This window comes from Pseudomonas sp. P179 (assembly GCF_000478485.2).
GTDB lineage: Bacteria > Pseudomonadota > Gammaproteobacteria > Pseudomonadales > Pseudomonadaceae > Pseudomonas > Pseudomonas aeruginosa.
Genome location: NZ_KI517354.1, coordinates 6,074,001 through 6,086,715, shown reverse-complemented (window position 1 = coordinate 6,086,715; position 12,715 = coordinate 6,074,001). Strand labels below are relative to the sequence as shown.

General features: G+C 69.5%; 11 protein-coding genes and 2 pseudogenes. 12 read left to right on the top strand and 1 reads right to left on the bottom strand.

The features are described from left to right. The 12 genes and pseudogenes from HMPREF1224_RS40355 to HMPREF1224_RS40300 form a co-directional block, all read left to right on the top strand. A pseudogene (locus tag HMPREF1224_RS40355) lies at nucleotides 1-217 on the top strand (amino acid permease); the annotation flags it as partial. A 63-nt stretch (nucleotides 218-280) separates the two neighbouring features. Further along, nucleotides 281-1,828 (top strand): PucR family transcriptional regulator, encoded by a 1,548-nt coding sequence (locus HMPREF1224_RS40350; protein ID WP_010794072.1) that lies wholly within the window; start codon nucleotides 281-283, stop codon nucleotides 1,826-1,828. A 158-nt stretch (nucleotides 1,829-1,986) separates the two neighbouring features. Beyond that, nucleotides 1,987-2,187 (top strand): annotated as a pseudogene (locus HMPREF1224_RS40345) (DUF2599 domain-containing protein); the annotation flags it as partial. Nucleotides 2,188-2,293: 106 nt separating this feature from the next. After that, nucleotides 2,294-2,974 carry a hypothetical protein gene (locus tag HMPREF1224_RS40340; RefSeq protein ID WP_009315577.1) on the top strand — a complete coding sequence of 227 codons (681 nt, stop codon included), beginning with the start codon at nucleotides 2,294-2,296 and terminating at the stop codon, nucleotides 2,972-2,974. A gap of 91 nt (nucleotides 2,975-3,065) precedes the next feature. Next, nucleotides 3,066-3,572: a sigma-70 family RNA polymerase sigma factor gene (locus HMPREF1224_RS40335; protein ID WP_003088185.1), complete on the top strand. Its 507-nt coding sequence runs from the start codon at nucleotides 3,066-3,068 to the stop codon at nucleotides 3,570-3,572. Next, on the top strand, nucleotides 3,569-4,519 hold the full coding sequence (locus HMPREF1224_RS40330; protein WP_010794071.1) for a FecR domain-containing protein: 951 nt from the start codon (nucleotides 3,569-3,571) through the stop codon (nucleotides 4,517-4,519). The genes HMPREF1224_RS40335 and HMPREF1224_RS40330 overlap by 4 nt, the downstream gene beginning before the upstream one ends. 208 nt (nucleotides 4,520-4,727) lie before the next feature. After that, nucleotides 4,728-7,139 carry a TonB-dependent receptor gene (locus tag HMPREF1224_RS40325; protein WP_010794070.1) on the top strand — a complete coding sequence of 804 codons (2,412 nt, stop codon included), beginning with the start codon at nucleotides 4,728-4,730 and terminating at the stop codon, nucleotides 7,137-7,139. 40 nt (nucleotides 7,140-7,179) lie between these two features. Beyond that, complete coding sequence (locus tag HMPREF1224_RS40320; protein ID WP_003132702.1) at nucleotides 7,180-8,331, top strand: PepSY-associated TM helix domain-containing protein; 1,152 nt, start codon at nucleotides 7,180-7,182, stop codon at nucleotides 8,329-8,331. Beyond that, nucleotides 8,328-8,516: a hypothetical protein gene (locus HMPREF1224_RS40315; RefSeq protein ID WP_003088166.1), complete on the top strand. Its 189-nt coding sequence runs from the start codon at nucleotides 8,328-8,330 to the stop codon at nucleotides 8,514-8,516. The genes HMPREF1224_RS40320 and HMPREF1224_RS40315 overlap by 4 nt, the downstream gene beginning before the upstream one ends. A gap of 1 nt (nucleotide 8,517) precedes the next feature. After that, nucleotides 8,518-9,729: an MFS transporter gene (locus HMPREF1224_RS40310; RefSeq protein ID WP_010794069.1), complete on the top strand. Its 1,212-nt coding sequence runs from the start codon at nucleotides 8,518-8,520 to the stop codon at nucleotides 9,727-9,729. Beyond that, nucleotides 9,726-11,366 carry an alpha/beta hydrolase gene (locus tag HMPREF1224_RS40305; protein ID WP_010794068.1) on the top strand — a complete coding sequence of 547 codons (1,641 nt, stop codon included), beginning with the start codon at nucleotides 9,726-9,728 and terminating at the stop codon, nucleotides 11,364-11,366. Before HMPREF1224_RS40310 ends, HMPREF1224_RS40305 begins: the two co-directional genes overlap by 4 nt. Before the next feature lie 41 nt (nucleotides 11,367-11,407). Beyond that, entirely contained in the window at nucleotides 11,408-11,944 is a 537-nt protein-coding gene (locus HMPREF1224_RS40300; RefSeq protein WP_010794067.1) for an HIT family protein, read from the top strand. A 246-nt stretch (nucleotides 11,945-12,190) separates the two neighbouring features. Here HMPREF1224_RS40300 and phzG read toward each other — a convergent pair. Further along, nucleotides 12,191-12,715 (bottom strand): phenazine biosynthesis FMN-dependent oxidase PhzG (gene phzG / locus HMPREF1224_RS40295; protein ID WP_010793467.1); only part of this gene is annotated, 525 nt, incomplete at its 5' end.

Here is a 12,715-nt window from a genome sequence, read left to right as displayed (position 1 = left end):
CGCGCTGTACTTCGCCGGTACCTTCGGCGGCGTACTGATGGGCATCATCCCCATCCTCCTGCTCAACGCGGCGCGGCGCCACGGCGACCAACTGCCGGCATTCAGCTGCGGCTGGTATGCCCATCCGCTGATACAGGGGCTGATCGTCCTGGTGTTCGCCTCCAGCGGGGTCTACGCGATCGCCTCGGCACTGGGGATGCTGCCCGCCAGTTGGTGACAGGGCGCGCTGCCTGCGCCCGGGGCGATTACACTGAAGGCCCATGCCTGGAGTTTCCTGGACATGCCGCAGAGCATCCGCCACCTGATCGCCCTCCCCGAACTCCGTTCGCGCCTGCTGAGCGGAGCCGGCGGCCTCGACCGCCCGGTTCGCTGGGCGCATGTCTGCGAACTCGACGACCCCACCGAATGGCTCGGCGAGGGTGACCTGCTGATGACCACCGGGCTGGGCATACCGAGCGACGCCGAGCGGCAACGGCGTTACGTCCGAAGACTGGCCGAGGCCGGCCTGGCAGGCATGATGATCGGCGAGAACATGGAAGCCCCGAGCGACCTCGATGCCCTACGCGAGACGGCCGAGGCCCTGGGCTTCCCGTTGATTCTCACCCACTACGGCGTCCCTTTCGCCGCCGTGACCCGGGCCATCGTCGATGCGGGACAGAAAGACGAATACGAGCGCCGCAACGCCCTGGCCCGGATATACGAAAGCGCCCGGTTGAGCATGCAGGGACTGGGCCTGCCGGCGCTGCTGCAACGCCTCGGCAAGGACGTGCGAAGCAGCCTCTACCTCATCGTTCCCGACACCCTGGCGGCCTGGCAGCCAGGCCTGCCAGGGCTGCCCGTGGAGTTGGCCGACGCGCTGCGCAACCGCCGTCGCGAGCAGGCGGAGCCGCAGCCAATGGTCCTTCGCCATCCGCTCGCGGAAGGCGAAGCGCTCAGCATCGGCATTCCTTCCGACCGGAACTGCCTGCTGATAGCCCTGGGCGAGCGGCTGCCGGACTACAGTCTCCTGCACCACCTGACGGCAGTGCTCGGCATAGAGATCGAACGGCTGCGCGTCGAAAGCGAACGCCACCTGCGCCTGGGTTCGGAATTGCTCGACGACCTGCTGCAACGACGGCTATACCGGGAACAAGCCGAGGAGCGGCTGGAGGAACTGCTGCCCGGGCTCGATCTCGACGATGCAGTCGTTTCCGTGGCAAGTTCCGAGGGGCTCGCGACCGACCCTATCGGTCTTTTCCGGGGCCACGACTCACGCCTGCTGGTTCGCGCGCAAGGCCAGGAAATCATTCTGCTGCACCAGGCCGGCCTCGCCTCGACACTGCAGGAAGCCCTGGACAGCTCGCTGGGCGTGAGCGCCCCGCTCCGTCGTGCCGAACGTTGCGCCGAGGCCTTGCGCGAAGCGCGTCTGGCCCTGGCCCACAGCCATTCCCGGCGACCGTTGTGTCGCTACGCGGAACTGGACGACGAGGCGCCCTGGCTACCCAGAAGCCTCGCCGAGGCCGAGCGGGCGTTCCGTCTGGTCCTCGGCACCCTCCACGACTATGACGCGGCCAATGGCTCCGCACTGCTACACACGCTGCAGGTCTTTCTCGAGGAAAACAGGTCCTGGTTGAACGCCGCGCAGCGGCTACACATACACAAGCAGAGCCTGGTCTACCGGATACGCCGCATCGAGGAAATCAGCGGTCGCTCGCTGGACAGCACCGCCGATGTGGCGACCCTCTGGTTCGCCTTGCAGGCAACCCGGCTGTCGCCGGAAGCGAGGGGCAGGACGGCTAAGGGCAGCCTCCTGGAGCAGTCCGCGCACCATGGCGGCGACATGGACTGACGGCGGAGCCCGATACCTGGCGCTTGCAGGGCGACGCCGCCGCCAACAGGCGCGGCCAGGAACGGTTGCCTGGCAGCGGCGTGGCCTGTGGATGCCGGACCACGGTGCATCGCAGCGCCCGGTTGCAGACTGGCGCCGCCACGTCCCGCTGACGTCCTAACGAGCTGGTGGTCGACCACTACCTGGACAGCGAATGGAAGGACAACCCGGACAACCGCGACAGCAATATCGGCAGCATGCGCCGACAACTGGTCTGCCACTTCAACGTCGCCCGCAACAAGCCCGAGTGGAACCTGGAACCCTCGCGGCCGTACACCTCCAACGAGGACTCCATCGCCAAGGGCTGCAATAACACCTGAGGCCGCTCCGCGGGGGCGCTAAGGCGTCCCCTGCGAACAGCGATATGGCCTTTTGATATCACACGCTCTACCATGCCGTCTTTCCAAGCTGCCAGGGAACGAACGCATGGCTTTCGATGCCGCCCGCTATGTCCACCGCTACTACGCCAGCCTGGCGCCCGCCCCGGGCAACGAATACCCGCGCCTGAGGGCCTGGGAGTACCTCTGGGAGTATGTCTGGGACCCCAGTCGCAGCTGGGACGACCTGACCGCCCCCGAACAGCTCGACACCACCGCCCTGCACCTGGGTTTCTACCTGGCCAACTGGGGCATGTTCCGTGGCTCCTCGGGACTGCTGCAGAACAGCAACCTGGACCTGATGAAAGCGCTGGCCCGGCAGCTCTTCAGCGGTGCCGGAGCGGAACTCTTCGAGCTGTCCCTGGTGGATTTCGCCGGCAACGGCGCGCGCCTGGCGCACAACCGCAAGCTGCTGGAAACGGTACTCGGGTCGATGGACGCCCTCAGCAGCCGGGTGAGCTGGACCGACACCCTGAAGAGCAAGATCCTGCTCGGCGTCTGGGGCGAGTTTCCCGCCCTCGACCGCCACTACGTGGCCGCCTGTCGCGCGCTGTATCCACGCCGGGGCCTGACGAGCGTCAACGGCGGGACCCTCACCGCGCTGCACCGCCTGATCGGCGAAGAAAGGCTGTCGTTCCCGCGCCTGGAGACCGCCCGCAAGGGGCTCCTCTACCCCACCGGGCGCCTGGCCGACATGGCTTTCTTCCAGTACGGCCTGGAAAACGCTTGAGGCGCTGCGCCGCCGATCCGGGGGACTTGTAGGCATGCCCTCGCTGTAAGTAGTATGAGACTCATTCTCAATTACAACAGCGATCCCCTCCATGCCGCCGGCCGACGCCTCCCTGCACGACGCTGTGAGCCATCTCTACCAGGACCACCATGGCTGGCTGCAAGGCTGGTTGCGGCGACGCCTGGGCTGCGCGGAAAACGCCGCCGACCTGGCCCAGGACACCTTCGCCCGCCTGCTCGCCTCGCGCCGGGTACTGGATGCGCGCGAACCGCGCGCCTACCTGACCACCGTCGCCAAGGGGCTGATGATCAACTGGTTCCAGCGCCAGTCGCTGGAGCGCGCCTACCTCGATGCCCTGGCCAACCTCCCGGAAGACCTCGCGCCGCCGCCGGAACAGCGGTTGATGGTGCTGGAAACCCTGCATGAAGTAGACGCCCTGCTCGGCAGCCTGCCGGACAGGGTCCGCCAGGCGTTTCTCCTGGCGCAGATCGAAGGCCTGAAGTACGAAGCCATCGCCGAGCGCCTGGGCGTGTCTCTGGGCTCGGTCAAGCGCTACATGCAGCAGGCCTTCCGCCAGTGCCTGGAGCTGATGGAATGAACGCCGCGGGCGAAGGCCGGATTCCCTCGCCGATCCTCGACGAGGCCGCCGAGTGGCTGGTGCGCCTGCAGGACAGCGGCTGCACCGACGACACGCGCCAGGCGTGCGCCCAGTGGCGGCAGCGCAGCCCACAGCACGCCCATGCCTGGGAGCGCGCCGAGCGCCTGCTGCAATGCCTCGGCCGACTGCCGCCGGCGCTGGCCCTGCCGACCCTCGGCCGCGAGCGCGGGCTGGACCGGCGGCGCGCGATCAAGCACCTCGCCCTGGTCCTCGGCGGCGCCTCGCTGGGGCTCGCCACCTGGCAGGCCGAACCGTTGCGCGACTGGCTGGCCGACCAGCGCACCGGCGTCGGCGAACAGCGCCGCCTGACCCTGCCCGACGGCAGCCTGCTGACCCTGAACACCGACAGCGCCGTGGACCTGGCCTTCGACGCCAGCCAGCGGCTGGTACGCCTGCTGCGCGGCGAGATCTTCGTCGATAGCCGCGCCGACCCGCGTCCGTTCCGCGTCGCCACCGCCGAAGCGCGGCTGCATGCCGGTGCCGCCCGCTTCAACGTACGCCAGGAGATGGCCGCGACCCGGGTCGCGGTACTCGCCGGGCGGGTCGAACTGAGCCCGCTCCACGGACGCGGGCGCTGGCTGGAAAGCGGCGAGTCGGTGCGCCTGGGCGCCGACGGCGAAGCGCGCCGGCTGGCCTTCGACGGCCTGCCGGACGCCTGGACCCGCGGCATGCTGATGGCCGACCGGATGCCGCTGGCCGAGGTGCTCGCCGAACTCGCCCGCTACCGTCGCGGCTTACTGCGCTGCGACCCGCAACTGGCCAGGCTGGCGGTGTCGGGCGCCTATCCGCTGCTGGACCTGCGGCGCACGCTGGGCATGCTGCAGGCCACCTATCCGCTGAAGGTGCGCGGGGTGACCGACTACTGGATCAGCCTGGTGCCGGCGTGACGGCGCGGCCGCCATCCCCGTGGCAACCGCCCCCTCGCGTCCACCCCGGCAGGCCGTCCGCCGTTGCGCCGGAACAGGCGTTGCCATCGACATACCGTGCTCCGCAGAAAAATAACCGCCTCGACCTGAGACCTTTTTCCTTCTCGGCTGGCAAGTAGAGGAATCCGCCCCGACCCAAGGTCCGCAGAGACCACGAGGAACCCTGTACATGCCCGTACGCACGCTTCGCCCCCGTTCGCTGTCCCTGGCCATCCACGCCGCCATGACCCTCGCCCTCGCCGGCGCGGCCCCCGCCCTGCTTGCCGCCGAGGCGCCCGCCGCCAGCTCGGCGCGCAGCTATGACATCGCCCCCGGCCCGCTCGGCCGTACCCTGTCGGCCTTCGCCAGCGACAACGGGGTATCCCTGGCGTTCGACCCGGCGCTCACCGAGGGTCGCCGCAGCGCCGCCCTGCGCGGCCGCTACGCGCCGGTCGAGGCGCTGCACCGCCTGCTGCTGGGCAGCGGCCTGGAGTTGCAGCAGCGCAGCGATGGCAGCTACACCCTGGTGCCGGCAGCCACCGATGGCGCGCTGGAACTGCAATCCTCGCTGATCACCGCCCAGGCCGCCGGTGCCGAGACCCTGCCCGCCGAGTACGCCGGCGGCCAGGTGGCCCGTGGCGCGCGCCTGGGCATGCTGGGCAACGCCGACGTGATGGATGCGCCATTCAGCATCACCAGCTACACCGCCAGGACCATCGAGCAGCAGCAGGCGCGCAGCGTCGCCGACCTGCTACAGGCCAACGATCCGTCGGTGCGGGTGGTCGGCGGGCGCGGCGACCTGGTGGACAGCTACACGATTCGCGGCTTCAGCGTGCAGAACGCCGACGTCGCCTTCAACGGCCTCTATGGCCTGCTGCCGTTCTGGCGGGTACCGATCGAATTCGCCGAGCGCGTGGAAGTGCTCAAGGGACCGAACGCCCTGCTCGGCGGGATTTCCCCCGGCGGCAGCGTCGGCGGCACCATCAACCTGGTGCCCAAGCGCGCCGACGACCAGCCGCTGACCCGCGTCAGCGTCGACTGGACCCAGCGCGGCCAGCTCGGCACTCACCTCGACATCGGCCGGCGCTTCGGCGAGAACAACGCCTTCGGCGTGCGCTTCAACGGCGTCTACCGCAACGGCGATACCGCCGTCGACCATCAGAGCCGCGAGTTTCCCATGCTCTCCCTGGGCCTGGACTTCCGTGGCGAGCGCCTGCGCCTGTCCAGCGACCTGCTGTACCAGAAGGAAAGCCTGGAAGGCGTGGTGCGCCCGCTGCTGACCGGCCCGGGAACCACCCACATCCCCCACGCCCCGGACTCGAAGACACGCTTCGGCCTGCGCGATTCCTACCTGGACCAGGAGGATTACTCCATGGTCAACCGCGGCGAGTACGACCTCGCCGACAACCTGACGGCGTTCGCCAGCATCGGCGGCCGCCAGAGCAACTACGAAACCATCGCCGCCAACAGCATCCTCGTCGGCAACCAGGGCGATATCGTCAACAGCCTGGCACGCCAGCGCGGCGACCGCCGCACCTATTCCGCCGAGGTCGGCCTGCGCGGCAACTTCGACACCGGCCCGCTCCGCCACGACTGGACGCTCAGCGCCAACCGCCTGCACGAACGGCTGGGCATGGTCTATGCCTTCACCGGGATGCAGCCGGGCAACCTCTACCAGACCTCGCCGCATACGCCGCTGCCGGACTTCTCCAGCCTCGACGGGAGCATTCCGAAGACCAATGAAACCGACCTCGGCGGCGTGGCGCTGGCCGACAGGCTGTCGTTCCTCGAGGATCGCGTGCAGGTCACCCTGGGCGTGCGCCGCCAGCAGATCGAGTCGCGCAACTACGACCAGACCAGCGGCGCGCGCACCAGCCACGACAAGCGGCACGTGTGGACGCCGATGGCCAGCGTGCTGGTCAAGCCGCTGCAGGACCTGTCGCTGTACGCCAACTACATCCAGGGCCTCAGCCAGGGCGAGGCGGCGCCGATGACCGCGGCCAACGCCGGCCAGGTGCTGGCACCATACAAGGCCGAGCAATACGAGATCGGCGCCAAGTACGACCTGGGCGGCTTCACCACCACCCTGGCGCTGTTCGAGATCAGGAAACCGAACGCCTATACCGACGCCAGCAACGTCTTCCGCGCCGACGGCGAGCAACGCAACCGCGGCGTGGAGCTGAGCCTCTATGGCGAACCGCTGGACGGCGTGCGGGTGATGGCCGGCGCCACCTACATCAAGCCCGAGCAGAACAAGACCGGCGACCCTGCCAGCGAAGGCAAGGACGCGCCCGGCGTGGCCCGTCGCCAGGCCAACCTGGGGGTCAGCTGGGACACCCCGTTCGTCGACGGACTGACCCTCGACAGCCGCTGGATCTACACCGGCTCGGCCTATGTGGACAGCGCCAACGCCCTCTCCGTGCCGCACTGGAACCGCGTCGACCTCGGCGCCGCCTACGCCTTCCAGGTCGCCGGCAAGCCGCTGGTGGCGCGCGCCAACCTGGAGAACGCGCTGGGCAAGGACTACTGGACCGCAGCCAACGGCTACCTGTCGATCAGCTCGCCGCGCACCCTTTCCCTTTCCCTCACGGCGGACTTCTGAGTCCGCCCCACCATAACCAGAAACCGCCGATGACCAGCCTATGACCGCGAAAACCCTGCGCACCTGGTACCTGGTGCACAAATGGACCAGCCTGATCTCCACGATCTTCCTGCTGATGCTTTGCCTCACCGGGTTGCCGCTGATCTTCCACGAGGAGATCGAGCACTACTTCGAGCCGCATCCGCAGCTCGAGCCGCTCACCGCCGAGTCGCCGCGCATCGACTACGACGACGTGATCGCCCGCGCCCTGGCCGCCCGGCCGGGCGAAGTGGTGCGCTTCCTGGTATTCGAAAAGGACGACCCGCTGGGCCTGGTGATCAGCGCGCCGAGCCTGGTACCGCCGCCGGAGAACGGCCACATGCAGCCGTTCGACGCGCGTACCGGGGAATTCTTCGACGCGCTGCCGCCGCCGGGCGGCTTCATGTACCTGATGCTGAAGCTGCACACCGACCTGTTCCTCGGCCTGCCCGGCTACCTGTTCCTCGGCCTGATGGGCCTGCTGCTGGTGGCCTCGCTGGTGTCCGGGGTGGTGGTATACACGCCGTTCATGCGCAAGCTGGACTTCGCCACGGTACGCGCCGAACGCAGCCGTCGCCTGAAGTGGCTGGACCTGCACAACCTGCTGGGCATCGTCACCCTGTCCTGGGTACTGGTGGTCGGCGTGACCGGGGTGATCAACACCCTGGCCCTGCCGATCCTGATGCTCTGGCAAGGCGGGCAGTTGGCGGAAATGACCGCGCCCTACAAGGACGCGCCGCCGCTACAGCGCCTCGGCTCGCTCGACGCGGCCCTGGCCACGGCACGCCGGGCGGCGCCGGACATGGAGGTCAGCTTCGTCGGCTTCCCCGGCACCCAGTTCAGCAGCCAGCATCACTATGCGGTGTTCATGCGCGGCAACACACCGCTCACCGAGCGCCTGCTGAAGCCGGCACTGATCGACGCGCAGAGCGGCGAACTCACCGACATGCGCGAGATGCCGCTGTACGTGAAGACGCTCCTGCTGTCGCAGCCGCTGCACTTCGGCGACTACGGTGGCATGCCGCTGAAGATCGTCTGGGCGCTGCTCGACCTCGTCAGCATCGTCATCCTCGCCAGCGGTCTCTACCTCTGGCTCGGCCGACGCAAGACGCCATTGGAGAAGCGCCTGGCGGAACTGCCGGGCGGCAGCCTGGCGACGGAGGGCAAGGCATGAGGCGCGGTCTCTGGATGATCTTCCGCTGGCCCCTGCTGCTGGCCCTGCTCGGCCTCTTCGGGCTGCTCTCGGCGCTGCTCGGCGACGGCCTCTACGACCTGCTCTCCTGGCTCGCCCTGGGCACTCCGCTGGTGCTGGTCGGCTGGGTCTGGCTGCGCCTGCCGCGAACCCGAAGGAATCCCTGAGATGACCACCCCGCCGCCCTCCGCCAACACCCTGGACCTGCGTCCGCTGATGTTCGAGACCTTCGTCTGCACCCTCGCGGTGATGTCCTTCGTCGCCCTGGTCGGCCCGCTCGCCCGCAAGCTCGGCCTGGCGCCCTGGCAGGCCGGCGCCGCGGTGACCGTCGGCGGCATCGCCTGGATGCTAGCGGCGCGGCCCTGGGGCATCGCCAGCGACCGGCATGGGCGACGGAGGATACTGCTCGGCGGGCTGGCCGGCTTCGCCCTCTCCTACGCCTCGCTCTGCCTGTTCATCGTGCTCGCCTTGCACTGGACGTTGCCGACCCTGCTCGCCTTCGCCGGTATCGTTCTCCTGCGCGGCCTCGCCGGCGGTTTCTACGCCGCGGTGCCGGCCTGCACGGCGGCACTGGTGGCCGATCACGTCGAGGCGCAACGACGCGCCGCGGCGCTGGCCGGACTCGGCGCGGCCAGCGCGATAGGCATGGTGATCGGGCCGGGGCTGGCCGGACTGCTGGCGACTCACGGGCTGGTCCTGCCGTTGCTGGTCACCGGCGCGCTGCCCCTGGTCGCCCTGCTGGCGCTCTGGCGCTGGCTGCCGCGCGAGGAGCGTCGCCAGCCGAACCGCGGCGCCGCCCTGGCGATCGGCGACCGCCGCCTGCGGCGGCCGCTGGCGGTGGGCTTCGTGGCGATGTTCAGCGTCACCGTGGCGCAGATCACCGTGGGCTTCTTCGCCCTCGACCGGCTGCGCCTGGATTCCGCCGACGCCGCGCGGGTGGCCGGCATCGCCCTGACCGCCGTGGGCGTCGCGCTGATCCTGGCCCAGCTCCTGGTGCGCCGCCTGGACTGGCCACCGCCGCGACTGATCCGGGTCGGCGGGCTGGTCGCCGCCATCGGCTTCGCCGCCGTGTGCTTCGCCGACTCGCCGCCGCTGCTCTGGCTGGCCTTCTTCGTCGCCGCGGCGGGCATGGGTTGGGTGTTCCCGGCAGTCTCGGCGCTCAACGCCAATGCCGTGCGCGCCGAGGAACAGGGTGCCGCCGCCGGCACCCTGGTGGCCGTACATGGCTTCGGCCTGATCAGCGGGCCGCTGCTCGGCACGCTGCTCCACCAATTGGACAGCCGCGCCCCCTACGCGCTGGTCGGTCTGCTGCTGGCGCTGGCGGCGTTCTGGCCGAGCCAACCGACGCGCCCCGTGGAAACGAGGAGCGAAGCACCATGACCGCTGTCGACCTGCTGCTGGTCGCGACCCTGCTGGCGGCCCTGCTCGCCTGGTGGATACCCGCCCTGCCCGGCCGCCGTGGCCTGCTGGCGCTCGCCTCGACGCTGGCGCTCGGCGCCGGCCTGTACGCTGCATGGGACGACCGCTGGCAAGCCGGCGTCGGCGCCTTCGCCGGTTTCTCCCTGCTGCTCGGCGCCTGCCTGCGCCGGAAGCCCGTGCGCGGCCTGCCGTTCCGGACCGGTTCGCTATACGGCCTGCTGGTGCTGCTGGCAATCGCCGCGCTGTACCTGTTCCCGGTCGCGCCGCTGCCGGCGCCGAGCGGCCCCTATGCGGTCGGCGTGCGCGATTTCGAACTGGATGACCCCAGCCGGCCCGGCCTGCTCGGCGCCCCGGCCGGGCAGCCGCGGCGCCTGCTGGTACGTGCCTGGTACCCGGCGCGCCCGATCGCCGGCGCCGCACCACGCCACTACTTCGACCCGGACGAGGCACGCAGCACCGCGCGGGGCTTCGGTGAAATACTCGGCTTTCCGCCGTTGCTCGCCTACCTCAAGCACCTGCGCACCAATTCCTATCCGGACGCCCCGCTGCGCGACGATTCCGCTCGCCTGCCGGTGGTGTTCTACAGCCATGGCTACAGCGCCTTCGCCGGCGGCAACTGGACCCTGATGGAAGAACTGGCCAGCCACGGCTACGCGGTCTACGCCATCCAGCACAGCGGCGACGCGTCGCCGACCCGCCTGCCCGACGGCACGCTGCTGCCCATGGACCCCGGGCTGGTCGAACACCTGCGCCGGGCCGCCCACGACGGCTTGCCGCAGGCCATGCGCCAGGGCTATGTCAGCGACGATCTCGACCAGCGCCTCGACGGCCAGTTGCACACCGCCCTCGACCTGCCCGCCCCGGCCAACCGCGCCGTCAACCTCAGCGCGCCGGTATGGCTGGCCGACCGCCTGTTCGTCCATGACCGCCTGCAGGCCGGCGAGGTCCCGGACAGGGTCGCCGACCTGGTGGCCGCCAGCGACTTCGCGCACACCGGCGAGATGGGCATGTCCTTCGGCGGCTCGACCACCGGCGCGGTCTGCATGGTCGACCGACGCTGCGCGGCGGCCGTCAACCTCGACGGCGGCGACTTCGACTTCGCGCCCTTCGACAGCGATTTCCCGGCACCGCTGCTGATGCTGCACGCCGACCTTGGCAACTTCTACCGGCTGTTCGGCATCGAACCGCCGGCCCGCCCGAGAAGCTTCAACGACTTTTCCTACGAACGCTTCGAGCACGCCGGCCAGCGCCAGGACATTCATCGCCTGGTACTGCGCGATTCGGCCCATGCCGGGCTTACCGACAATCCGCTGTTCATCCGCCGGCCGCTGCGCGACGGGCTGCTCGGCTCGGCACCGACGGAAGTCCTCATCCAGGCTCCCAACGCCCTGGTGCTGGGTTTCTTCGATCACTACCTGCGCGGCCGCGCCAACGACTTTCCGCAAGCGCAGATGGCGCGCTTCCCCGCCTGGCTGACGCGCTACGACAACTCGGCGGTGCGCGACTGGTGGCTGGCCAAGCCGGAAGCCCAGCGCCTGGCGCTGCGACAACGCATCGACGAAATGAAACGGCGCAAGACCGGGCTGGATCTTCCCTGACGACGGGTTACAGTGGGCGTCCCATCTGCGGAGCGCCGTCCATGCATATCCCGCCCGAGCTGATCATCCACCAGACCCGCCACTGGACGCTGAACCAGCGGATCGACTCGGCCCTGCCCGGCTACTGCATGCTCGGCTCGCGGCAACCGGCGACGGCCTTCCACCAGTTGCCGGAACAGGCCCTCGCCGAATTCGGGCCGCTGCTGGCCAGGGTCGAGCGCGAAATGGACGCGCTGCTGCGGCCGCGACGCATCTATGTCGGCCGCTACGGCCACATGCCCGGCCTGCCGGTGCATTTCCACCTGATGCCACTGTACGACTGGGTCGAGGAACTGTTCTGGGAGGACACGCGTTACCGGACGCTCCAGCAGTTCGGCGTGCCGACCGCCGAACCCCTTACCGATGGCGCCGAGCTGACCCTGTTCGTCTGGCGCGAATTCTGCGAACGCGCCGATCCGCCGGCCGTGCGCGGCATGGATCGGCAACAGGCGATCGCCGGATTGCGCCGGGCCTTCGGCTACGGCGTCCAACCCCGAACATCGCCTGGGCCGGACTCCGAGCCCGCTCAGGGCGCATGACCGCGTGCGGTTATCCACCGTGAAACGGATGGGTTCCAAGGCCGTGTGGGATGAATAACCGCGTGCGATTACCCACCATGAAACGGGTGGGCTTCGAGGCCGCGTAGGGCGAATAACCGCTTGCGGTTATCCGCCATGAAACGCCAGCGCAGCGGCGGATAACGCCGGTGGCGTTATTCGCCCTACGGCCCGGCTCCGGGGCCGCGGGACGCATATCCGCCGTGAAACGCCGGCGCAGCGGTGTCGTCACGGTTGCAGGTAGCGGTGCTTCCAGCCTCCTTCGTCGCGGTCGTAGCGCAGGCGCTCGTGCAGCCGCTCGGTGCCGTTGCCCCAGAACTCCACCGACTCCAGGCACAGTTCGAACAGGCAGTAGCCCGGCGGGCGCGGCAGCGGGCCGTCGGTTTCCGCCAGGCGCCGGGCTTCGGCGCGCAGGGCGTGGATGTCGGCGAGGGTTTCGCTCTGCCGCGAGGCGATCGACATCGGGTGGGTCTGGTACGGGCGGCTCAGCCACTGGGCGTCGGCGCGCTCGTCGGGCAGGCGTTCGGCGCGGCCGTTGAGGATGATCTGCTGGCTGCTCTCGCGCCAGTACAGCACCCCCGAGGCCCAGGGGTTCTGCGCCAGTTCGCGGCCCTTCTGGCTATCGGCGTGGGTGGCGAACACCACCCCGCGCTCGCCCAGCTCGGCGATCACCACGATCCGCGTCGACGGCCGGCCCTGCCCGTCGACCGTGGCCAGGGCCAGTGCCCGCGGCTCGCGCACGCCGTAGCGGCG